The organism is Shewanella marina JCM 15074, from assembly GCF_000614975.1.
GTDB lineage: Bacteria > Pseudomonadota > Gammaproteobacteria > Enterobacterales > Shewanellaceae > Shewanella > Shewanella marina.
In genome coordinates this window covers 31,844-54,624 of the sequence record NZ_BALM01000029.1, presented here as the reverse complement: position 1 = coordinate 54,624, position 22,781 = coordinate 31,844, and the positions used below count along the sequence as shown (strand labels likewise).

General features: G+C 41.7%; 22 protein-coding genes and 2 pseudogenes. 6 read left to right on the top strand and 18 right to left on the bottom strand.

What is annotated here, in order from left to right; all coding sequences use genetic code 11:
• Positions 1-258: 258 nt before the first annotated feature.
• Entirely contained in the window at positions 259-714 is a 456-nt protein-coding gene (locus JCM15074_RS17070) for an RNA-binding protein (protein WP_025822741.1), read from the top strand.
• Between the two features lie 7 nt (positions 715-721).
• Here JCM15074_RS17070 and murI read toward each other — a convergent pair whose 3' ends face one another.
• Positions 722-1,516: a glutamate racemase gene (gene murI / locus JCM15074_RS17065; protein ID WP_025822739.1), complete on the bottom strand. Its 795-nt coding sequence runs from the start codon at positions 1,514-1,516 to the stop codon at positions 722-724.
• A gap of 138 nt (positions 1,517-1,654) precedes the next feature.
• Between murI and trmA the strand changes: the two genes are divergently transcribed.
• A complete protein-coding gene (gene trmA / locus JCM15074_RS17060; RefSeq protein ID WP_025822737.1) occupies positions 1,655-2,761 on the top strand; it encodes a tRNA (uridine(54)-C5)-methyltransferase TrmA in 1,107 nt (368 codons plus the stop codon).
• A gap of 47 nt (positions 2,762-2,808) precedes the next feature.
• Here the strand turns inward: trmA and fabR are convergent, their stop codons facing one another.
• Positions 2,809-3,423, bottom strand: coding sequence for an HTH-type transcriptional repressor FabR (fabR, locus tag JCM15074_RS17055; RefSeq protein ID WP_025822736.1), 615 nt, complete (start codon positions 3,421-3,423; stop codon positions 2,809-2,811).
• 167 nt (positions 3,424-3,590) lie between these two features.
• Between fabR and JCM15074_RS17050 the strand changes: the two genes are divergently transcribed.
• The 3 genes and pseudogenes from JCM15074_RS17050 to mnmH all read left to right on the top strand — a co-directional run bounded on the left by JCM15074_RS17050 (position 3,591) and on the right by mnmH (position 6,937).
• Positions 3,591-4,712: a fatty acid desaturase gene (locus JCM15074_RS17050; RefSeq protein WP_025822734.1), complete on the top strand. Its 1,122-nt coding sequence runs from the start codon at positions 3,591-3,593 to the stop codon at positions 4,710-4,712.
• Positions 4,713-4,791: 79 nt separating this feature from the next.
• Positions 4,792-5,829, top strand: coding sequence for a selenide, water dikinase SelD (selD, locus tag JCM15074_RS17045; protein ID WP_025822732.1), 1,038 nt, complete (start codon positions 4,792-4,794; stop codon positions 5,827-5,829).
• Positions 5,829-6,937, top strand: a pseudogene (mnmH, locus tag JCM15074_RS22805) (tRNA 2-selenouridine(34) synthase MnmH). The gene selD and the pseudogene mnmH overlap by 1 nt, the downstream one beginning before the upstream one ends.
• A gap of 62 nt (positions 6,938-6,999) precedes the next feature.
• Here mnmH and JCM15074_RS22800 read toward each other — a convergent pair.
• From JCM15074_RS22800 to nudE, 4 genes are read right to left on the bottom strand one after another with little or no spacing between them, the layout of a single operon-like run.
• The gene (locus tag JCM15074_RS22800; protein WP_084267054.1) at positions 7,000-8,286 is read right to left on the bottom strand and encodes an MFS transporter; all 1,287 of its coding nucleotides are present in this window, start codon (positions 8,284-8,286) and stop codon (positions 7,000-7,002) included.
• Positions 8,287-8,289: 3 nt separating this feature from the next.
• Positions 8,290-8,742, bottom strand: a complete 453-nt coding sequence (locus JCM15074_RS17030; protein WP_199899826.1) for a GNAT family N-acetyltransferase — start codon at positions 8,740-8,742, stop codon at positions 8,290-8,292.
• Positions 8,743-9,555 carry a 3'(2'),5'-bisphosphate nucleotidase CysQ gene (gene cysQ / locus JCM15074_RS17025; protein WP_025822728.1) on the bottom strand — a complete coding sequence of 271 codons (813 nt, stop codon included), beginning with the start codon at positions 9,553-9,555 and terminating at the stop codon, positions 8,743-8,745. It lies immediately after the preceding gene.
• Between the two features lie 53 nt (positions 9,556-9,608).
• The gene (gene nudE, locus JCM15074_RS17020; protein WP_025822726.1) at positions 9,609-10,160 is read right to left on the bottom strand and encodes an ADP compounds hydrolase NudE; all 552 of its coding nucleotides are present in this window, start codon (positions 10,158-10,160) and stop codon (positions 9,609-9,611) included.
• A 394-nt stretch (positions 10,161-10,554) separates the two neighbouring features.
• On the opposite strand from nudE, the gene yrfG reads away from it, so the two are divergent.
• The gene (gene yrfG, locus JCM15074_RS17015; protein ID WP_025822724.1) at positions 10,555-11,211 is read left to right on the top strand and encodes a GMP/IMP nucleotidase; all 657 of its coding nucleotides are present in this window, start codon (positions 10,555-10,557) and stop codon (positions 11,209-11,211) included.
• Positions 11,212-11,266: 55 nt separating this feature from the next.
• Here the strand turns inward: yrfG and JCM15074_RS22795 are convergent, their stop codons facing one another.
• From JCM15074_RS22795 to gspC, 12 genes and pseudogenes are all read right to left on the bottom strand, one after another.
• Positions 11,267-11,920: a type II secretion system protein N gene (locus JCM15074_RS22795; RefSeq protein WP_306302236.1), complete on the bottom strand. Its 654-nt coding sequence runs from the start codon at positions 11,918-11,920 to the stop codon at positions 11,267-11,269.
• A gap of 115 nt (positions 11,921-12,035) precedes the next feature.
• Complete coding sequence (locus JCM15074_RS17005; RefSeq protein WP_025822723.1) at positions 12,036-12,512, bottom strand: type II secretion system protein M; 477 nt, start codon at positions 12,510-12,512, stop codon at positions 12,036-12,038.
• A gap of 1 nt (position 12,513) precedes the next feature.
• Positions 12,514-13,704: a type II secretion system protein GspL gene (gspL, locus tag JCM15074_RS17000; protein WP_025822722.1), complete on the bottom strand. Its 1,191-nt coding sequence runs from the start codon at positions 13,702-13,704 to the stop codon at positions 12,514-12,516.
• Positions 13,705-13,827: 123 nt separating this feature from the next.
• Positions 13,828-14,811, bottom strand: a complete 984-nt coding sequence (gene gspK, locus JCM15074_RS16995; protein ID WP_025822721.1) for a type II secretion system minor pseudopilin GspK — start codon at positions 14,809-14,811, stop codon at positions 13,828-13,830.
• Positions 14,808-15,548: a type II secretion system minor pseudopilin GspJ gene (gene gspJ, locus JCM15074_RS16990; protein WP_025822720.1), complete on the bottom strand. Its 741-nt coding sequence runs from the start codon at positions 15,546-15,548 to the stop codon at positions 14,808-14,810. The genes gspK and gspJ overlap by 4 nt, the downstream gene beginning before the upstream one ends.
• On the bottom strand, positions 15,529-15,897 hold the full coding sequence (gene gspI / locus JCM15074_RS16985; protein ID WP_025822718.1) for a type II secretion system minor pseudopilin GspI: 369 nt from the start codon (positions 15,895-15,897) through the stop codon (positions 15,529-15,531). The genes gspJ and gspI overlap by 20 nt, the downstream gene beginning before the upstream one ends.
• A complete protein-coding gene (gspH, locus tag JCM15074_RS16980) occupies positions 15,884-16,465 on the bottom strand; it encodes a type II secretion system minor pseudopilin GspH (protein WP_025822716.1) in 582 nt (193 codons plus the stop codon). Before gspH ends, gspI begins: the two co-directional genes overlap by 14 nt.
• A 1-nt stretch (position 16,466) precedes the next feature.
• Positions 16,467-16,901, bottom strand: a complete 435-nt coding sequence (gspG, locus tag JCM15074_RS16975; protein WP_025822714.1) for a type II secretion system major pseudopilin GspG — start codon at positions 16,899-16,901, stop codon at positions 16,467-16,469.
• 34 nt (positions 16,902-16,935) lie between these two features.
• Positions 16,936-18,158 (bottom strand): annotated as a pseudogene (gene gspF / locus JCM15074_RS22790) (type II secretion system inner membrane protein GspF).
• Between the two features lie 2 nt (positions 18,159-18,160).
• The gene (gene gspE / locus JCM15074_RS16965) at positions 18,161-19,732 is read right to left on the bottom strand and encodes a type II secretion system ATPase GspE (RefSeq protein WP_025822712.1); all 1,572 of its coding nucleotides are present in this window, start codon (positions 19,730-19,732) and stop codon (positions 18,161-18,163) included.
• Between the two features lie 7 nt (positions 19,733-19,739).
• Positions 19,740-21,842 (bottom strand): type II secretion system secretin GspD, encoded by a 2,103-nt coding sequence (gspD, locus tag JCM15074_RS16960; RefSeq protein WP_025822710.1) that lies wholly within the window; start codon positions 21,840-21,842, stop codon positions 19,740-19,742.
• A gap of 23 nt (positions 21,843-21,865) precedes the next feature.
• Positions 21,866-22,780 (bottom strand): type II secretion system protein GspC, encoded by a 915-nt coding sequence (gene gspC, locus JCM15074_RS16955; protein WP_025822708.1) that lies wholly within the window; start codon positions 22,778-22,780, stop codon positions 21,866-21,868.
• Position 22,781: the final 1 nt, after the last annotated feature.

Genomic DNA, 22,781 nt, shown 5'->3' with positions numbered 1-22,781 from the left:
GCTTATTTAGATTGCACAAGTGCTTTTTAACGAAATTTGACTCGCTTGTTTAGCTTTTAAACAAATTGCATTTTAGTTAGTCAACTTTTGCTTTAAAATCACTTCATTCCCATTCTTTTAAATGACATTAGCCAGTTAAATACTTCGCCAAGCTCATTTTTTCATCAACACACTAGTGCAAAAGTAAATAATTCATTACTATATGTTTTGTGTGTAACAGTTTTATATCATTTTCGTTAACTCATCAGAGAGCATTCTATGCAAAAATCATTAATTGTCGTATTGATTATTGCCATTTTAGGTGCAGTAGCAATACATCAACTAGGAACGACGCTACCCGCGTATATCAGTTTCGTTCTTGGTATGATTGTCGCCGCAGTAATCATGGTAACAACTCAAAAAAATAATATTGGACCCACTGACAGTTTTTCCGGCCCAACAATGACTTTATATGTGGGAAACCTTCCTTATAGAGTTCATGAAGGAGAAGTTAAGGCACTATTTGGGGAATATGGCTCAGTAAATAGTGTCAGATTAGTTAGAGATAGAAAAACGGGTCGCCGTAAAGGCTTCGGTTTTGTTGAGATGTCAGAGTCTGGAGCCAAGAAGGCAATGGCTAAATTAAATGACTACAACTTCCAAGATAGAACACTCAAGGTGAGAGAAGCTAAAACTCAAGATCCTGACTGTCAGGATAAGAACCTCGACGAATAATACCTCTCTACATTGCTGAATATGGTTCTATATGCTGCCAAGCAGTAAAACCATATTCAGATAATGTTTTTGCTAGTCCCTCATCTATATCTGCCCGCGTAAAATAAGCGATATCTTCTTCCTTAATTTGACTGACATGTTCATTTGCCAATAAGTAACAAACACGGTTTGCTATCGCTTGACCAGAGTCGAGTAAGATCACCTGTTTCTTAAAACATGCTGCAATCTGTTCTCTTATCATTGGGAAATGAGTACAACCTAAAACAACCACATCAACTTCGGTGTCGCTTAATGGTCGTAAAATATCAATATACTGTTGTTGTGCAATCTCTTGCCCAGCAGCTTGTTGTTCTGCTAACAATACAAGCTCTGAACTCCCTAGCCTTTCTACCTGACAATCTGCAGCAAACTGATTAATTAACTTATCGGTGTATGTACGTTTTACTGTGGCGGGTGTCGCTAAAAGTGCAATATGTTGGTTACGACTAATTAACGCAGCAGGTTTAATTGCAGGTACAACCCCGACAACCGGGATAGTTAATGCAGCTCTTAATGCGGGCAATACCAGTGTACTTGCGGTATTACATGCAATAACGACTATTGCAACCTTGTGCAGTTTGACTTGTTTTACGATCAATTCCACGCAACCATCAATAAGTGCTTGGTCTGCTAATTCACCATAGGGCAATCTGGCATTATCAAATAAATAGATATACTGGTGCAGGGGCAGCGATTTTTTAATTTCAGCCAATACGGATAAGCCACCGATACCTGAATCAAAAACTAAAATTGAACCTGACAAAATGTATCCCCATCTTTAGATAATCTATTGCAATCACTAATTTTCCCACATCAATTCAATATAGGTAAAGTATCAAACTGGACATTGCGCGTGTGTAGTATACTATTTGCGCCCCAATTTATCGTAATGGTGATGAGAATGAATTTAGCCGCAATGGATCCAAAAGCCTACGAGGCACAACTTTTAGAGAAGCAACAACAGTTAAGCCAGGCTTTTGCCGAATTTAATGCGCCTAAGTTAGAGGTTTTTGCATCTGAGCCCGCTAATTACCGCATGCGTGCTGAGTTTAGAGTTTGGCATGATGGTGACGATCTTTACTACTATATGTTTGATCAAGCACTACAACAAAAGGTACGCTGCGAACAGTATCTGCCTGCGAGCACATTAATCAACGAAGTGATGTTAGCCTTAATGACAGAGCTGCGTCCAAATCATGCATTACGCCATAAATTATTCCAAGTTGATTTTCTATCGACATTAAGTGGTGAAATTCTGGTTTCACTGCTTTATCACCGTCAATTAGACAATACTTGGCTTGAACAAGCTCAAGCACTTAAATTACGCTTATCTGAACAATTCAATATTAACTTTATTGGCCGTGCTCGTAAGCAAAAAATTGATCTTGATAAAGATTTTGTCGTCGAAAGCATCAATGTAAACGGTCAGCAATATCAATATAAGCAAATCGAAAACAGTTTTACTCAACCTAACGCTAATGTTGCCACCAAAATGTTGGAATGGGCAATTGATGCCACGCAAAATAGCACAGGCGATCTACTTGAACTTTATTGCGGCAACGGTAACTTTTCTATTGCCTTAGCACAAAACTTTGAGCGCGTATTAGCAACTGAATTAGCCAAGCCTTCAGTGGATGCTGCGCAGTACAATATTGCGATCAATAATATTGATAACTTGCAAATTATCCGCATGTCTGCTGAAGATTTTACTGACGCAATGGCGGGTAAACGTGAATTTAGACGTCTGAAAGACCAAGGTGTGGATTTAACGAGTTATAACTGCAATACCATTTTTGTTGATCCTCCACGTTCTGGCATGGATGATGATACTTGTAAAATGGTACAAGGCTATGAACGTATTATTTATATTTCTTGTAATCCTGACACGCTAAAGCAAAATCTTGAAATCTTATCTAAGACTCATGATATCACCCGCTTTGCGTTATTTGATCAATTCCCATATACCCACCATATGGAAGCAGGCGTTTTATTAGAGCGTCGTAAATAAGTCAGTTTATAAGCAAAAAGGGCATTAATTGCCCTTTTTTATTATGTTTAGCTGGTCATTTTACGTTGTTGTAATGCCTCAGCACCCACAGCGACCATACGCAATTGCATCACCAGTTGATCCGCAAGCCCTTTACGTTCCACACGTTTCATATCTAGAGCTGCCGCTCCAGCATTAAATACCAAGGTAACTAAAGCTTCAGCCTGCGCTCGAGCCATTAATGGCGAACGGCCTGCCGTAGCTTCAGTATAGTGTGCAAGTTCCGAAATAAAATGTTCAATCTCGCGTGCTACTGCGGCCCTAAATGCAGCCGAAGTCCCTGAACGCTCATGTAATAGAATACGGAAAACGTTAGGATTTGACTCTAACACTTCCATAAAAGTATCCACTGAAATCTGAATGACGCTGCCGCCAGCCTCTGCACGTTGACGACCTTTACGCATCATTTGACGCAGCGTTAAACCACCTTCATCAACCATGGTTAAGCCAAGCTCATTCATATCTTTGAAATGGCGATAAAAAGAGGTTGGTGCAATATTCGCTTCGCGTGCAACTTCACGCAAACTTAAACTGGAAAAACTACGTTCAGCACTTAATTGATTAAATGCAGCATCCACCAGGGCGCGGCGGGTCTTCTCTTTTTGTTGTGCTCTGATGCCCATGCTTTACATCCATAAACTCTAGGAGATTGCTAATCATAGCTTTTTTAAATAAAAAACGCAGCTTAGTATCTGTTGAAGATAAACTGTATACAACTTGACCATTGTAAAAAACCACGTTAACTTTAGCTTACATATGTATGCTCAAAAATGGATTTGGAACAAACACTATGACTAAGCCCCCGCTTATTTGGACCAATGTAATACTGTTTAGTATTACCACATTAGCAGCTATCACCTTGCTACCATGGTATGGCTATCAATATGGATTTGAAACCGCAACATGGATTAGTTTCGGCCTACTTTCGGTATACAGTGGTTTATCTATTACGGCTGGTTACCATAGATTATGGTCACATAAGGCTTTTCAAGCTCACCCTATCGTTCGACTAATTTTTGCCCTAGGCGGTGCACTTGCATTACAAAATAGTGCATTACATTGGTGTAGCGATCACCGCATCCACCATAAACATGTAGATGATAATGACAAAGACCCCTACTCAGCTAAGCGCGGCTTTTGGTATAGCCATATTGGTTGGATGCTAAGAGATTACCAAGGTAGTCGCTATGGTGATTATCGTAATGTTCGCGATCTTAGCCAAGATCCTATTGTTGCATGGCAACATAAGCATTATTTATTGTTGGTCATCATTATGAATATCGGCCTGCCTTTACTGTTAGGTATGATATTCGGTCAAATCTGGGGCATGTTATTACTGGCAGGATTAGGTCGTTTAGTATTAGTTCATCATTGCACTTTCTTTATTAACTCGTTAGCCCATATCTGGGGGAGTCAGCCTTATACACAAAAAAATACCGCACGAGATAATGGCTTAATTGCACTACTCACTTATGGTGAGGGTTACCATAATTTTCATCATTTATTTGAATATGATTATCGAAACGGTATTAGATGGTGGCAGTACGATCCCACTAAATGGCTAATTAATCTGTTAGCTTGGGGCGGCTTGGCTTCAAAACTAAGAACATGCCCAGAAGAAAACATCGCTCAAGCACGAATTACTGCGCAATTGGAATTATTAAAACAGCGATTAAGCCAGTTTCATGATAATGAACAGCTCATCGCTAATCTCCAAAAAGAGTATGAGCATCTTAAATATTTATTGGTGCAGTATTACCAAGCTAAAAAAGCATTACTGGATGCCAAACGCAAAAAATTAGTTGATCAGCAATTGTTAACTACTGTTACTAATCTGCGAGCCGAGTTAATAAAACAGCAAAAAATTTGGAAAAACATCACAGCTTATTATAAAAGCAGTCATCAATCTTAAGAAATGTCTACTGCCACCTTGCAAGGTGGCTATATCTGGCTATGATGATCGGCTTAGTAGCAATCACTAGGTAATCCTTATGTCAGATAGTCCGATTAAACTCACTGAATATAGTCATGGCGCGGGCTGTGGCTGTAAAATTTCCCCTAAAGTGCTTAGCACGATTCTTGCTTCGCAATTGCCTAGCTTTGAAGACCCTAATTTATTAGTCGGTAATCAGACTCGTGATGACGCTGCAGTATACAAACTTAATGATGAAACCGGCATCATTAGCACCACTGACTTCTTTATGCCAATTGTAGATGACCCATTTACTTTTGGTCGTATTGCAGCCACCAATGCAATCAGCGATATCTATGCAATGGGCGGCACACCTATTATGGCAATTGCTATTTTAGGATGGCCAGTCAATAAGCTACCTGCTGAAGTTGCTCAACAAGTTGTTGATGGTGGTCGTCAAGCCTGTGCTGACGCAGGCATCATGCTTGCTGGCGGCCATAGTATTGATTCACCAGAGCCTATTTTTGGTTTAGCCGTAACTGGCCAAATTCCACTAACAGAATTAAAGCAAAACGATACTGCTAAAGCAGGCGATAAGCTTTATCTAACTAAACCAATTGGCATCGGCATTCTTACCACTGCTGAAAAACAGAAAAAACTGGCTCCTGAAGACAGTTTAATTGCCGTAGATGCAATGTGTCAGCTTAATAAGATTGGCGCAGATATTGGCAAAATCGACGGCGTGCATGCCATGACCGACGTAACAGGCTTTGGCTTAGCGGGTCATTTAATTGAGATGTGCCAAGGTGCTAAATTAGCAGCGCAATTGGATTTAACTCAATTACCACTACTTGATAAAACAGAACATTACCTTGGCTTAGGTTGTGTGCCTGGTGGTACTCATCGTAACTTTGAAAGTTATGGTGAACATTTGCCAACCATTACCGAATACCAAAAAGCACTTTTGTGCGATCCACAAACCAGTGGTGGCTTAATGGTTGCGGTAGCACCCGAAGCAGAAACACAATTAATCGAATTACTTAAGCGTAATAATATGCCAATTCAATGTATTGGTACTATGGTTAACAGTCAGTCCTATACACTAGAGTTAGTTTAATGAGTCAGAGACAGATTATTCCGGCAACGGAATATCAAAATATATTTTTAAATGATCGGCCTCTGATGGATGCTCGCGCCCCAATCGAATTCGATAAGGGCGCGTTTCCTTGTAGTACCAATCTGCCATTAATGACAGATAGTGAAAGGCAAAAAGTGGGCACTTGTTATAAAGAACAAGGTCCTCAAGCTGCGTTAGAGCTTGGCCATCAGTTAGTTAATGGCAAAACCAAACAACAACGTGTTGATGCTTGGTTAGCATTCTTCAAAGCGAATCCTGAGGCTAATCTATATTGCTTCCGTGGTGGTTTGCGCTCGCAAATTACCCAAGGTTGGATTAAAGAAGCGGGTCTAGATGTTGCTATATTGAAGGTGGTTATAAAGCGATGCGTCAATACTTAATTGAAAGCATTGATGCTGCCGCAGTAAATCAGCCAATATTGATCCTTAGTGGTATCACGGGTAGCGGTAAAACTGATTTTCTAAAGCTACGCCATGAGGCAATTGATTTAGAGGGTATTGCCCATCATCGTGGTTCAAGCTTTGGTAAATACCATGAGCCGCAGCCCTCACAAATTAATTTCGAGAATAAACTCGCCGTTAACTTGTTAAAGCATCAGCAACGACAAACCAACTGTTTATTACTTGAAGATGAGAGCTTTTTGATTGGCCGTAATGCCATTCCAAAACCTTTCTACCACAGCATGCAACAAGCATCATTAGTGGTATTAGAAGAGCCACACCAAGATCGCTTACAACGCTTATTAAACGAATATGTGCATATTATGCATGATGGCTTTATTGAGCGTTTAGGTGAGGAGCAAGGCTTTAATGCTTTTTACGATTATCTTACCCAAAGCTTGATAGGTGTTAAGAAACGTTTAGGTAATCAACGTTTAGCAGAGCTACAAGCGCATGTTGATCATGCCATTAAAGTTCAGCAACAAACCGGTGATACCCAAGCTCACCTTGCTTGGATTGAAAGCCTATTAGTTGATTATTATGATCCTATGTATAACTATCAGTTAGATAACAAAGCTGACCGAGTGTTATTCCGTGGCAACCATCAAGCCATGCATCAGTGGCTTGATGAATATCAACCACAATAGCGATATCGAATGCCCTACGTTGTAGGGCATTATTTTAAGAATCACGTTTTAACATTAAAGTTTTAGCTTGAAGATTTAATCTTAAAGTACTGATAAATTGCCTGCTTTATAAAATCAGCCTTGCCCCATAACAATATCAACACAATCAAGTTCGTCACGGCAATTAGAGCAAATAAACTCACAATAGAAAGCCCCATTACCTGTAACCATAATATTGATATTATGGCTGCACACACCATAAATAACGCATTAAAAATATTATTAGCTGCAATTACTTGTGATCTTTCATGTGCCAATGCTTGTTGTTGAATAAAGCTGTATAAGGGCACGATATAAATACCCGCACTGACGCCAATCATAAATAGATCAACTAAGGTTCTATAGTAATTTGCTTGGTTGATAAACTGACTAAAACTAATCGCTTCTAATTGCTGGGTAACCGTCGGTAAACCATACATAAAATCAATACCAAATAGCGCTAACCCTGACAAGCCTATCGGGAGAATACCTAGCTCAACTTTAGCTGATGACAACTTTACTGCGGTAAAAGACCCCACTGCTATACCTACCGAAAATAACCCCAACAATAACGATACAACACTGGGTTCAGCACCAAGATATAGCCGTGTAAAATTAGCAAATTGAGTTAAATACACTGCACCGACAAACCAAAACCAACTAATTGCCAGAATCGCAATTAAAATGGTCGGTTGCTGGCGGATACGTTGCAACCAACCCACTTCAGATGCTTGATATTGTTGCTTACTCGGGGGCAACGGCTGCATAAATTGACTGCTGCAAACACCAAAGGCGGCGAGCACAACCACTAACATTGCACTTAATTCAATGCCGTTAGATAGACTCATCAACACGCCTGCCGCAATCGTACCCGCTAAAATCGATAAAAATGTGCCAAGCTCAACCCAAGCATTAGCTGTAACTAACTCTGCAGGTGCTAACGCTTGTGGTAATAATGCGTACTTAACCGGACCAAAATATGCGGACTGTGTCCCCATTAGAAACAGTAGCAACAGCATCAAAAGATAACTTTGGCTCAACATAGCCGCGGCGGCGCAGCACATAATAACCAATTCTAACCACTTTAAGCGTTTGATTAATTGTGCTTTGTCGCAGTGATCCGCAATGACTCCGGCATGCACTGAAAACAGGAGAAACGGTAAAATAAATACCCCTGCAGCAAGGTTAACGAATAAATTTACCGGCATGGGTAAGTTATTAAGGCTGGCGTAAGTCACCATCAGCAATAACACATTTTTATAGACATTATCATTCAGTGCCCCGAGGCACTGCGTGATAAAATAGGGTAAGAATCGACGCGAAAAAAACACTAATTACGGCCGATACTGCATCTTAATGCGTGGTTCATTTTCACCAAAATAATCATCTTCATGTTCAACCTCGATAAATCCTAACTTCTGATATAAAGCTAATGCAGGATTATGAGGATGTACAGTTAAGCATAAACTTTGAATATGAGAAAAATGTTCAAGTGCATGCAGTAACAAACCGTGAGCGACACCTTTGCGTTGATGTTCTGGCGCAACCGCTAACGATAATATCCATGCGCTATGCTCATGTGCTGATTGTGCTGGCGCAACCAGCACATACCCCATAATTTGTTGTAACTCATTACGCGCCACTAACAAACCATCGGGCCAACAATCATATGCTTGCCTAAAAAAGAAATCTGGATAGCAATGTTCACCAAACAAACATTGCTCTAATTTAAATAACGTCTGCAATTCGTGTTTCAATGCTGGCGTAATAACAAATGATGAGTGCAATTATGATCCTTGTAGTAAGTCGCCCCAAGCTAAACTTGGGCAGCCTACCACAATAAAATTAGGGTTTTCAAAGCCTTCTCTTTCGTTATATGACAGCGGTTGCAAGTTAAGATCCATTAATTCACCGCCAGCTTCCTCAATTATGATTTGCGCGGCGCCAGTATCCCACTCACCCGTTGGTCCGACTCGTATATAACAATCAGCTTTACCTTCTGCGACTAAACAGCTTTTTAATGCCGCACCCCCCAAGGTCACTAATTCCAATTGCATATCTGCCGCAAACAGGCTCAATACAGTTTGTGGCTGTTGACGTCGACTAGTGGCTATCACCAGTGATTGTGGCGTCGTTGGTTGCAGCTGACGGCTCTGAATACGCACTTCACCTTGTTGGTCACGTTTATAGGCACCAAGCCCAGCAATAGCGTAATAACAAGTCTGCGTCATTGGGGCATAAACGACCCCCATAATGGGTCTATTATGTTCAACTAGAGCGATAATCACCGAAAAATCGCCACTCCCCGCGATAAACTCGCCAGTACCATCCAAAGGATCAACTAACCAATAACGTTGCCACGTCTGGCGCTCAGACAATGGAATATTGGTATCTTCTTCTGATAACACCGGAATGGATGGTGTTAATTGTTGTAATTTAGCCGTAATAATTTCATGGGCAGCTAAATCTGCGCTAGTAACAGGAGTATTGTCAGATTTAATTTCACGCTCAAACGTTCCGGTTTCATAAATCGCACGGATTGTTTGGCCAGCCTCAACGGCAATATTAATAACTTGTTCAAGCATTGCTTCTGGTTGCATAACAACTCCCACCACACCAACAACTGAAGATAGATGAATCTAATAGACTCTATTTAATCTAGTTTGAGCTTGCGCATCGCTAAAAACAAGGCCGAAACACAACGTGACTCAGAAAAGTCTGGATTTTCAATTAATGATTGCCAATCTGATACAGGCATAGGCACTACTTCTATCGGCTCAGGTTCATCGCCCTCTAATTGGCTAGGATAGAGATCTTCTGCCAAAAATAACTGCATTTTACTGGCAAAATAACCGGGGGCTAAACTGACCTCTTTTAACCATGTGAGTTTTTTAGCTGCAAAACCAATCTCTTCTTGTAACTCACGTAGGGCGGCTGTTGCAGCATCCTCACCTGGATCAATTAATCCTTTTGGAAAACCAAGTTCATAACGATCAGTACCAGCACCATATTCTCGCGCTAATAACAATTGATCTTGATGCACTGGCACTATCATCACTGCACCGCGACTACTGCCAGCCATACGTTCATAAAATCGTTCTTCATCGTTTGAGAACTTTAAATGAACCTGTTCTATCTTAAATAATCGGCTTTGCGCCACTATTTCTGTAGCAAGGATCTGTGGTTTTTTTAGTTTTTGACTCATAATTCGCCCTTGAGATACAGGTAACTCGGTTTATGATATACCCAAACAACCTGAAGTTGCTATTTTCAGAAGCACTTAAGCAAGTTCAATTTAAGGCGCACCTATGCAGGAATGGCATTCCCTTTGAAATAGGTGCAACAGCAAAGTGGGCTTGCTTAAGGCTTTCTTTGATGGGTTTTAACGTGCTGTATACTGCGTTATTGATTTTGATAAGGGAATAACCATTAGCTGCAATCAATGCCTTATCTACAGCTCGTTAAATTCCCACTGAATACCGCCACTTCAAGTTATTTGGGTATATACCCAAACAACCTGAAGTGGCTATTTTCAGAAGCGTTTAAGTAAGTTGTGTTATAAATAACCAAGTTTCACCACTCACACTAAAGGGAACATCATGTGTAGATTGCCGTGGCAACAGATAGACACTGTTTTACTGGATATGGATGGCACTTTGCTTGATCTGCATTTTGATCATGATCTATGGATGAATTGCGTCCCACAACAATTAGTTGCTAAACACGGCATAGGCTTAGTGCAAGCCCATGAGCAAGTTAATCAAGCCTATAACAATGTAGCAGGCAAACTCGACTGGTATTGTATTGATTATTGGCAGCAACAGCTGCAACTCGACATTCTGGCATTACATGTACAGAACCAAGATAAAATAGCCATGCGTAGCGACTGTTTACCTTTTTTACAACAACTGAAACAGCTTAATAAACGCCGTATTTTAACCACTAACGCTCATCCACAAAATCTTGCACTTAAACTAAAATGTACTGATCTTGAACAGCATTTAGATGAAGTGGTATCAAGCCATCAATATGGTGCAGCAAAAGAAGATCCTGAATTTTGGCAAGCGTTATTTGCCGAATTCCAACTGGATCCCAAACGCTGTCTATTTATCGATGATAGTGAGGCCATTTTGCTGGCAAGCCAGCAAGCAGGTGTGGCATATCAATTAGGTATTACCACGCCTGACAGCCAAAAACCTAAAAAACAGTTTAACCATTTTCAAGCCATTGATAACTTTCATCAATTAGAATTCTAACCACACAAGAAAAAGGCCATCATCATGATGGCCTCTTCAATATACCTAATAGTGATTATAACCCCGGCACTCGGCCATTATAATTTATTGGGTAATAACCTTGAGCATCAGGCTCACCTAAGAAAGAGAGTGCTTTTTGCAGATCTGCTGGCTGAGTTGCAGTGCTACGAATTTTAGCAGCAAGCTTCACTCGGCTTTTATCCGCTAAATCAACCTGTCCCACCAAACCTAACTTATTCATGGTTTCATCAGTGCTAATTTGAATTGCGCCAGCCTGACAAGTTAGCTTCAACTCAATATCCCCTAACGGATAATCACCAAATTGGTTATTAACTTGAGTTTTGGTTAAAAATAATTTGCCATTAAGCTGCTCACACCAAGGTTGACCTTGTTTAAACTCAGTTAACATCAAAGTAGATTCACCGGCAATTTTGGTTTTAAACGGTAACCGTGATTGACCAATCACAAACTGATTAGGCGCTTCAAAACGTAAATTATTAACGGTGATGCCTGCCATAGAATAATCAATATTAGCTTTACCATTTACAGCTGAAGTACGATGACCAACAGTCAAATCAACATCTAATGAGCCGGTTAATAATGACCATGGATGCATCTGCCAACGAATACTATCAAGCTGACGCTTTTGTACAGTTAAGCTATTAATTGCACCTGACCAAATAGTGCCAGTGACGCCTGAAACTTGCACACCTTTAGGCAATGTACCAAATTCAAGGCAACATTAGCAGGAAATAACATCACTAAAAAAACTAAATAAATCAGCAAGCTGATAATTATATATTTCGCTATTCTCACGTTCAAACCTACTGAGATAATTGAATTTGTCGAACAGTTACCATGCCTGCGGTTTCCGCTTTGGCAATATCAATGGTATCTAACGATAAGCCTTTTTGTTGCACTAGATAATCTAAAAAACCAAGCAGCGCATCAAATGGGACATCATCCATCCACAAGCGCAGTTGCTTACCTTGTGGTTGCATCCGTGTAATCTCTAACTGGTAACTTGTCGCAGCCTGCGTTGCTATTGAGCTAATACTGCCTGAACTACGAGGTCGATTAGCGTTTTGGCTAAGTGCTGCAATTTGATTCGCTGTTTGCTTAACGTAATTTAACGTACTTAGCTGAGCATCTCGTTGTTTCAATGCTGTTTGCTGGGCATTGGCTACTGGTGCCCATATGCCCCAATATAAAATAGCAATCACCACCGCAATTACGGCAACCGACAATAATTGCTGTTCACGCGTTGCCAAACTGGACCACCATTCACGAAATTTAGCCATCTTATTTAGTCCTAATGGTTAATGTACTGGTTACCGCGTTTTCAGCGCTATTCATCGCACCTGATTTTACTGAAAAATGAGCGGATAACTGTTGGCTAAATTGCTCAATTTGACCGTAATCTTTGGCACTAATCTGCATCCGAATTTCACCACGCTTAGCATCAAAGCGAATACTTGTTGGGGTTAAGTCTGGCACTTTTTTAAATGCTGTTTCCATTGAAGTCAGCATACTAAAAAACTCACCACCGCCCCCTTGACCTTGTAAACTGCGTAACTTCTCTTTGATTTGAGAACGTACATTAACAATACGGTTTGACCCCGGCACCACTCGCTTATAAACCTGCTCAGTTTGTGCTTTTAGTTGTGCCGTTTGTTGATCTAATTGATAAATACTGACACCACGATGCACTAACGCCAGTACAAAGATAAGTGCAAGCATAATGGCACTATTACGCCATAACAGTAGGTGTTTGCTATATTCTTTTTTAGGTTTGTAAGGCCCTGATAATAAATTAATTGCCGCAGACTTCATCCCCAGTGCTAATGTTTGCATGGGCAGCTCAGGGGTCTGTGTTACCACATTTACTGCTTCAATCGTCATTGGCGTATAACCTGCTACCGCAAATTGCTCACGCTCAAGCGGGAGCAACTTAGGTAACATCATGTCCATCCACACGCTTGGCAAACTCACTGCCGATGTAATACCTGTACGCAGTAAATATTCATCACCCCAAGCCATGGCAGCCCACTGACAATCGGCCAGTGGCAGTGCCAGCGTATCTGGTACAATGGCAGCCGCTTTTAAGCCAGCGTCACTGAGCCATGTCAGCCATTGCTGCATCTGCTCATGAGTCACAGCTGCCACACAAATTTGTTCACCGTCACGCGGACCAACGACAAAATGCATCTGCTCAACATTATCAGCCAGCGTTTCTTCCAACATAAACGGCAATGCTTTTAATGCCTGTTTTTGGCCTTTTTCAGGTAACGAAATGGAAGTAATCGTCAATGCAGAGGTAGGCACTAAGACATCGACAAGGCGATTAGTCGCCTTGTCAGTTAAAGATGACAATGCCATCGCATTTGCAACTTCACCCGATGCAATTATTTGCCGATCTTGCGCCGACCACACAAGATAACTACAGGGCTGCTGCGCATCTGTTCCTAAGCGAATAAATAGCCTTTCACTCACGCTTAATTCTCCATTGTCTGCTCAATGCAGCAATTCATTGTTGCCACTATCATTTGGTATGCATAATCAAACAGGTCATCATCAATTATGCGCTCAGTGTATTGCGTACTAAATTTGGGTTATTTACAGTTGGCCACCAAATTGCCGCGCTATCACTTTCATTTTATTATTACCATCACGTTGCATCACACTGTCCAATCGAAATACAGCTTCACCAGCTTTGGCTTGCACTTGCAGCAAGAAAAAGTCGGAATTAACCACAAATGCTGATTTAAAGGTGTCATCAGCTTGCTGTGGTAACGTCACTAACTTCCAAAAATCTTCGATATTCTCAAAACCATCGCTTGGTCTTTGATTTATCACACTTTCAGCTTCTGCAACCGATATGGTATTTTCCAGCATGCCAGCCAAAACAGCCGCCTGATCAGGCTCTATAGTATTCACATTGAGTAATTGCCTGTCGTTACCGGGAATCACACAAATGTAAGGCAATAACTTTTTATACAGATCTTGGCTATACCCCATCACGGCACGTAATTCACTACGGTGATTCATTAAGGTATTAGCTGCACGATAAGGAACATGCCTTGATTCATATTCAGCATCTTCAGCGCCAAATGGGCTGGTTACCGTATCTTCATCTAAGTAATCTTTTAAAGTATGTGTCAGCTTCTCTGCATTAAACTGATCCATGCCAAGCGCCACCAGCAAACCTTGATATTGACGTGCTGCCAATGACATTTTGGGTTGGCCTGATTGCGGTTTTGGATCGGCAACACTTAATGCATTGAGATTAAAGCAAGCACGCATATCACTAATTTTGCCGCCAATGGAGCCATTTTCTACCGGGAAAATAACTTCACTTTGCGCCCAATATTGCTGCCGATGAACGCGATCTTTATCATCATCTAAATCTTGTTTAAGTACCTTTTGCGCTAAAGCTTCACCAGAGATAGCATACCAATAGGCTTGATCGTACTCGGCTAAATTTAAGGTACGGCGCATTGATAATTGATTACGGCTACTAATATTTGTCGCAATGGTGGCCACTAATGCCACAATCAGCAACACGACGATAAGGGCGACACCACGCTGTTTATGCATCATGTTTCATTACCTGAGCCACCACCGCTATTACCCTTATTGCCACTATTGTTACCCGAGTTATTGCCGTTGTTACTGCCACCTGAATTGTTACCAGAGTTATTGCCATTGTTGTCAGCATTAACTGCACTGGCTGGCGCAACTAAAAACTTACGGGTAATCACACCTAAACCATCAATCTCAATTTCCATCGCTATCGCACTTGGTAATGTGGTGCCATCCATTTTTTGCTGCCACTTATCTTGATGGTAAAACGAATATTTGACCGACAACACATGATCCATCAATACGGTTTTTTGTGGCTCACTACCAAACTCTGGCTCGGGATAAGGAAAGAACCAACGCTCTAACTTTTCATCCTGCACCACATAGGCTACAGATTGTAAACTGCCTCTTGGCAACATACCGTCAGGGTTCAACCAACCTAAGCGATAAAATACAATTGCCTCTGATTGTGATTGAAATAAATTATTGCCAAATTGAATGACATTACTGCCACGGCCACCTTCTAATGCGCGTGGGGTTCGGGCAACCACTTGGGTTAAATCACGTTGAATTGCTCCAAAACCTTGCTGTAATCCCTTTAACCGCAATGAAAAGTCTTTAGTTACTTCATCATTTTTAAGTACAGTTTGCAGTACGGCATTAGCGGCGACCCCTAATAATGCAAAAATCGCCATCGCGATTAGCATCTCCAGTAAAGTAAAACCTTTACTGCGATTAATCTTGGTTAACCACATAACTATTGACCTGAGCTAATACACGCTTAAAACGCTGATCATCACTGACCGTAATTTGGATCATTCGAAACTGTTCATCTGTGGTTTTTATCACTTGTTTACGCCAATACCACTCTTTACCCGCTAATTCCGTCTGGCCATCTTTTTTACCGATGGCAGGAAAGTCTTGTTCTAATCTGGCATCCACCATCTGATTATCGGCAACCCACTGGGCTAACGTGCGCTCTTCTAAAATAGGTAAGTTCGCCACTTGAGCACCAATACTGTTCACCACAGCTACCGCAGCAATGGCAAATACGGCTAATGCGACCATCACTTCTAATAAAGTCATGCCTTTAACGTGTTTCATTGTCATCTCCCAATGAAAGTCGCCCTAATGCATCACCAATCACATTTAACTGTAACTCTTGGCCATCTTTACTCTTGTAGATAAAAGCCAAATCAAAACTGCTCATTTCACCACTTGGGAATAATAAAATTTGTGGCTCAATGGGTTTCTTATTGGCTGACTCAAGCCCAACATCGGCTTCTTCAAATGGTTCATCAAAAAATGACTCATCTTCTTCGTCTTCTTGGACTAACGGCAGTCCTTCTAGTACCAAGCTCAAACTTATTTCAGGCTTCATTTGCCTTGAACTTAACAAACGATCATCTTGTAAAGGTTGCCACTTCTCATCTTGATAAATCACAAATTGGTATTTGTCTTCATCAACTACCACCCCTAAAAATTGACCGCTTAATACCGTTTCATCTAACACTAAATCAACCGATGCAATAAATTGCTCTGCCGCTTTAGTTAAAGTTTGCTTTGGGCCACTATCACCCATAGTGAAAGTGACAGCTGTTGCTGCCACTCCCATAAGCAAAACTACTAGCATCACCTCAAGTAAAGTGAAACCTGCTGATGCTTTTTTCATATTACTGATAATCTTGTAAGTTCCAGTTACCGATATCATCATCTGTACCCGGTTGACGATCTGGACCTGCACTAAAGATATCAAGCTTACCGTTTTCACCTGGGCTTAGTAATAAATAGGCATCACCCCAAGGATCATTAGGTAGACGCTTAATATAACCATCTTCACGGTAGTTACGAGGCTCTGGAGAAATAGATGGCTTTTGCACTAATGCATCAAGACCTTGCTCTGTCGTTGGATAAACACTGTTATCTAAACGATACATGTCGAGCGCACTTTCTAAAGCAACAATATCTGATACCGCTTTTTGTTGATCGGCTTTATCTTTATTACCCATTAAATTCGGGACAACGATAGAAGCTAAAATGCCTAGGATCACAATGACCACCATAACTTCTAATAGGGTAAAGCCACGCTGCTTTTGACTCGATTGCATTTATTATTCCTCCACAGTACAAGCTAACGTAGTGCTAGCCGCTGATCATATTATTTAATTGTAAAATAGGCTGTAAGATAGCAAGTACAATGAATAGCACGATACTTGCCATTGTCACCACCAGCATAGGTTCAAATACCCCTAAGGCGATAGTGACATTGGACTCAAACTCTCTATCTTGGTTATCTGCCGCGCGTTCTAACATATTTTCAAGCTGACCACTTTTCTCACCTGATGTAATCATATAAAGCATCATTGGTGGGAACAGCTTAGTGTTCGTCAAGCTGCGCCTAAACTTGTTCCTTCACGCACTCTCGCAGTAGCATCTTCTACTGCCGCACGCACTTTCACATTTAATAACACTTCACTCGCAATCCGCATACCATCTAATAATGGTACTGAGCTTGCCGTCAAAATACTTAATGTTCTGGCAAAACGAGCCGTATTTAACCCTTTACTGACTTTACCAATTACAGGCAAATCTAGCACGATAGTATGCCATTTCATCTTGAATTGAGGCTTAATCAATAAGCGATTAAACGCCACAATTGCTAGCACTATCACAGCTAACACGATTAAACCGTAATCTTTGACAAAATCAGATGCCGCAATCAAAAACTGAGTCGTCGCGGGTAGCTGCTGCCCCATATGCTCAAATTGCCCAACCACTTGTGGTACCACTGCCGCTAATAAAATAGCAACTACGGCAATAGCCACAATCGTTAAGGTAATGGGATAAATCATCGCTTGGGTTAATTTACTCTTCAACTGCTGACGGCGCTCGGTATAGTCGGCTAATCGATTCAGTACCACTTCAAGGTGGCCAGACTTTTCGCCCGATGCCACCATAGCACGGTATAACTCATCAAAAACCTGCGGAAATTCGGCCATAGAATCAGCCAGAGAATAACCTTCAACCACTCTTGAGCGCACTGCCATGATCATACTGGCAAGTTTAGCCTTTTCACATTGCTGCCCTACCGCTTTTAAGGCTTCTTCAACGGGTAAGCCAGCTGCCACCAGGGTCGCAATTTGTCGGGTAATCAGTGCTAATTCAGCGACTGATACTTTAGGTTTAAACAGTGAAAAACCGCTACTTGCTTGATTACTGGTTTTAGAAACAACAGCCTCTATCTCTAATGGCATCAAACGTTGATCGCGCAATAAGCTTCGAGCATGACGAGCGCTGTCCGCTTCAATTACACCTTTAACCTGTTTACCTTGACCATTAAGTGCTTTGTAATCAAATGCAGCCATGATTATTCCTCTCTGGTCACACGTAGCACTTCTTCAAGGGTTGTCATGCCTGATAACACTTTACTCATACCATCATGACGAATACTTGGTATGTGCGAGCGAATATAACGCTCTATCGATAATTCGCCTTTACCTGCATGGATAAGTTCACGCACATTATCATCCACCAGCAATAACTCATGAATACCAGTACGTCCACGATAGCCATTATGGCCACAAGCTTTACAACCTTTAGCGCGATAAATCACTCGGGTATCATCAGCGCTCATACCTAATAGTTCACGTTCACGCTCATCAGGAATATGTTGCTCTTTACAATCCTTACACAAAGTACGGATTAAGCGCTGCGCTAACACACCCAATAAACTGGAAGAAACCAAGAAAGGCTCAACCCCCATATCTTGCAAACGGGTAATGGCTCCCGATGCCGTATTGGTGTGTAGCGTCGATATCACTAAGTGACCGGTTAACGATGCTTGTACTGCAATTTGTGCAGTCTCTAAGTCACGGATTTCACCAATCATCACTACATCGGGGTCTTGACGTAAAATAGCTCGCAAACCACGGGCAAAGGTCATATCAACCTTATTGTTAACTTGAGTTTGACCAATACCTTCTAACTCATATTCGATTGGATCTTCTACCGTCAGAATATTGGTATCTTTGCTATTAATTTCGGTTAAGCCCGCGTACAAGGTGGTACTTTTACCCGAGCCCGTTGGACCGGTCACCAAAATAATACCGTGAGGCTTACGAATTAAGGCATCAAACTGTTCGCGAATACGTGGCGTCATACCTAATTGCGCAAGATCCAGATTACCGGCATTCTTATCCAATAAACGCAGTACCACACGCTCACCATGACTTGATGGCATCGTAGACACACGCACATCTACTGCGCGGCCACCAATACGCAATGAAATACGACCATCTTGTGGTACCCGTTTTTCAGCAATGTCTAAGCGCGCCATAACTTTAATACGCGACACTAATAGTGACGACAGCTTACGGTTAGGCTTCAGTACTTCTTTCAGCACCCCATCCACACGGAAACGTACCACCAGCTGCTTTTCATAGGTTTCGATATGAATATCAGAAGCTTCTTCTTTAATCGCCTCGGACAGTAATGCGTTAATTAATTTAATAATTGGCGCATCATCATCACCTTCGAGTAGATCTTCTGTTTGCGGCAACTCTTCCGCCAAGGTAAACAGATCCATCTCATTACCAATGTCTTCCATTAGCTGCTGCGCTTGAGAAGAGTTTGCTTGGTAAACGGCTGTTAATTGCGCCTCAAACTCGGCCAGCTCACACAATTGCAGCGTCAGTGGTTTTAACCCACAGTATCGGCGAGCTTCTAACATTGCCGCAGCAGGCGTGCTATTGGTATAGAGTAAACGTAATCCTTGCTCACCTTGCGTTAATGCCACGCTATAACGATGAGCGAAAGCAAATGGCAAACGCTCACGACTATCAGAGTGAAACACCTCATCTAACTCGGCCTCTATTGGCTGGGCTAACTCGGCTGATACTTGTGCCAGTTCATCGCTGGCAGTTAATGCTTGGTCAGTCATTGGCATATCACTTCTTAGCTTGATCGTCAGCCTTGCTGTCAGAAATAGTTTTCAGCGTTGAATCTGTTTCACGCATCTTCATCTCTAACCCTTTACCTTGCTTATAACGCTCAATAATCTCATTCACTTCTGGCGATAAATGTTCACTTTGATCCCACTCAGGTAAAACAGGCACATCGGTATTTGGCATCAAGTTAACACCGCGCTCCTCTTGCTCTAACTGCAATGCTCTAAAGTAGTTATACTTGCGGCCAGCAATACCTTGCATGGTTGAACCATCACGAATAATAGTAGGCTTAATAAAGACCATTAAGTTCTTCTTTTTCTTACCACTTGAAGATGACTTAAACAGATGGCCAATTAATGGGATATCGCCCAAGAATGGCACTTTTTGTACGCTCTCTTGTACTTCTTCATTAATTAATCCCCCAAGCACCACGATTTGACCTGAATCAGCCATCACAGTCGTGGTTAAACGGCGAGTAGCAAAAGTCACATCGACACCGGTTTTACCATTAATGCCTGAGACTTCTTGTTCAATCACTAACTTAACCGCGTTACCTTCGTTAACTTGTGGGATCACCTTCAACTTAACCCCAACTTCTTTACGCTCTACCGTTTGAAATGGGTTACTGTTGCCATTACTTGAATTTTGCGCGCCAGTTAATACCGGTACTTCATCACCGACAATGAATGAGGCTTCTTGGTTATCAAGAGTCGTAATCGATGGTGTTGCTAATACGTTAGATTTGGTATCACTCGATACCGCTTGCACTAAGGCACCAAAATCCCCCATGGCGATACCCCATGCCATGCCGTTCACTTTGCCTAATGCCTGTGCCAAGATGCTGATGTCACCACGTGTATCAGGATTCACAGTAGTACCATTCTCTGTCGTAACGGTCGTACCTTCTTCACCTTGAGCAGCCCAAATACCCGCACCAATCTCACCAATGGTTGGGCCTAAGTTATTAAACTGAGTACCACCACCTGCGGTTGTTGCCCATTGCACACCAAAGCCGACATCATCGCCTTCAGCCACTTCGACAATAATCGCTTCAACCAAGACTTGGGCACGGCGAATATCCAACTGGTTAATGACGCTCTCTATGGTACGCATCTGCTCAGGGTCTGCATTGATCACCAAGGCATTAGTTTCATTGTGCGCCATAATGGTAATTTCATTGCGTCGACTATTGGTTGACTTACCGCCTTGCTCACCTTCAAGCTTTTTAGAGAAACCTGTTAATACTTCAACTAAATCTTCAGCTTTTGCATAATGTAAGTAACGTACTTTGGTATTGCCTGAGCTTGCTTGTTCAGCATCCAGTTTTCGAATTAACTTCACTACGCGATCGCGATTTTTTTGATCGCCACTCACCACCACTGCGTTAGTACGCTCATCAGCAACCACTTTTGGCGTTGGACCAGAGAACTGCGCTTGACTACCTTGGGCGCGGTAAAGGGTATCGATAATACGCACAATTTCACCCGCAGAGGCAAACTGTAAAGGCACGACTTGCACTTCAGTATCACCTTGCTTATCAACACGGCGTACAATATCAACCAGCTTATTCACGACTGCAGCGCGACCGGTAATCATCATCACATTTGATGGATCATAGTTAACTACGTTACCGCCGCCAGCATTATCATTTAACTGTCGTAATAGCGGTGCTAGCTGTTTAGCTTCCGTGTTATACAATGCAACAATACGTGTCACCATCTCATCGCCGGCACCTGGCGTATCGTCATCTGCAACACGAATTGCAGAAGTTTTTGCATCTTTATCTTTAATGACTTTTAAGATGTTATTTTCCATCTCAACAACGGCATAACCATATACTTGCAGCGTATTGAGGAAAAATTGATAGTATTGCTCATCACTTAATAGGTCGTAGCTGCGCACATTAATCTTGCCGCGCACAGTTGGATCAACAATGATGGTCTTATCTAAGTTTTTGCCAACAATATTGATAAATTCTTGAATATCTGTGCCTTTAAAATTAGCGGCATATTCCTGTTTTGACCAAGCTGCAGGCGAAGAGAGTAAGGCTGCGCCTACTACAATCCCAGCAATGAGCTTTTGGCGAAAACTTTTGTTTTTCATGTAACGATCCCCTAGTGCCCGAACTATTGCGGCAAACTAAACATAATTTCAACTAACTGACCATCACGCTCAATCATTAATGAGGCGTCAGTTAAAGTAGGTAGTTCAGCCATCAATGCGATAGCCTCAGCATTATTAGTTAAATCATAACCATTGATACTCTTCACTAAATCATTCGCTTTTAGTCCTGCTTGTGCAAAGAGTTTTCTATCCTTACCCGGATTTAGCCGATATCCAGCCACTTGACCATCACGTCGAACAGGTGAAATTGATAAGTAATCGGTAATTTTGCTTGGATCTGCCAACAATTCATCACGCGATTGCTTTAGCTCCGCCGCCACTTGCTTATTATTACGTTGGTCAATCCGTTGTGGCTTATTGGCTTTAGCTTGTTGTAACTGGCTATTAGCGCTGGTTTGAGCTTCGTACTTCATACCATCAAGCATTAAGGTTTCATAACGCCCAGCATTACTGATAATAATTCTATCGGCGTAAACCTCTTTCAACGAAGCTGAAGTCCCTTTAATTTTGTCGCCGATACTATAGGTATTTTGATTACCGCGAGAGTCGATAACAGCTAAGCCATTTTGCTCTGCAGTCGATGCCACTACGCCCACCAGCTGAATAGACAGTGAGGTTTTTGGGGCATTGGTAATTTGTTCTGGCTCAACAACAGGTTTAGCTGCGACAGGTTGGTCGTTATAACGACCAAACAGATTGAGATTTTCAATCGGGCTAATATTCGTTGATACCTTATCTGACGCTGCCATTGGTATTGGTCGCCATGGCTGACTATCTTCAGATACAGGGACCAACTGCCAACTAATTTGAGCAACCATATAGAGCGCTATAATCCCGGCACCAACAAAGCACAATTTGCTTAATTGCTGCTGCGGTAATTTCGCTGTAGTGCTAATAATTTTATCTAATAAGTCCATA

Bases quoted from the DNA above. Each gene is read 5' to 3' on its own strand.
- gspD (WP_025822710.1), bottom strand. From the start codon at position 21,842: ATGAAAAACAAAAGTTTTCGCCAAAAGCTCATTGCTGGGATTGTAGTA.
- gspG (WP_025822714.1), bottom strand. From the start codon at position 16,901: ATGCAATCGAGTCAAAAGCAGCGTGGCTTTACCCTATTAGAAGTTATG.
- JCM15074_RS17070 (WP_025822741.1), top strand. From the start codon at position 259: ATGCAAAAATCATTAATTGTCGTATTGATTATTGCCATTTTAGGTGCA.
- selD (WP_025822732.1), top strand. From the start codon at position 4,792: ATGTCAGATAGTCCGATTAAACTCACTGAATATAGTCATGGCGCGGGC.
- gspE (WP_025822712.1), bottom strand. From the start codon at position 19,732: ATGACTGACCAAGCATTAACTGCCAGCGATGAACTGGCACAAGTATCA.
- gspC (WP_025822708.1), bottom strand. From the start codon at position 22,780: ATGGACTTATTAGATAAAATTATTAGCACTACAGCGAAATTACCGCAG.
- fabR (WP_025822736.1), bottom strand. From the start codon at position 3,423: ATGGGCATCAGAGCACAACAAAAAGAGAAGACCCGCCGCGCCCTGGTG.
- cysQ (WP_025822728.1), bottom strand. From the start codon at position 9,555: ATGCAACCAGAAGCAATGCTTGAACAAGTTATTAATATTGCCGTTGAG.
- gspI (WP_025822718.1), bottom strand. From the start codon at position 15,897: ATGAAACACGTTAAAGGCATGACTTTATTAGAAGTGATGGTCGCATTA.
- gspJ (WP_025822720.1), bottom strand. From the start codon at position 15,548: ATGTGGTTAACCAAGATTAATCGCAGTAAAGGTTTTACTTTACTGGAG.
- JCM15074_RS17005 (WP_025822723.1), bottom strand. From the start codon at position 12,512: ATGGCTAAATTTCGTGAATGGTGGTCCAGTTTGGCAACGCGTGAACAG.
- gspH (WP_025822716.1), bottom strand. From the start codon at position 16,465: ATGAAAAAAGCATCAGCAGGTTTCACTTTACTTGAGGTGATGCTAGTA.
- JCM15074_RS17050 (WP_025822734.1), top strand. From the start codon at position 3,591: ATGACTAAGCCCCCGCTTATTTGGACCAATGTAATACTGTTTAGTATT.
- gspK (WP_025822721.1), bottom strand. From the start codon at position 14,811: ATGATGCATAAACAGCGTGGTGTCGCCCTTATCGTCGTGTTGCTGATT.
- yrfG (WP_025822724.1), top strand. From the start codon at position 10,555: ATGTGTAGATTGCCGTGGCAACAGATAGACACTGTTTTACTGGATATG.
- nudE (WP_025822726.1), bottom strand. From the start codon at position 10,160: ATGAGTCAAAAACTAAAAAAACCACAGATCCTTGCTACAGAAATAGTG.
- trmA (WP_025822737.1), top strand. From the start codon at position 1,655: ATGAATTTAGCCGCAATGGATCCAAAAGCCTACGAGGCACAACTTTTA.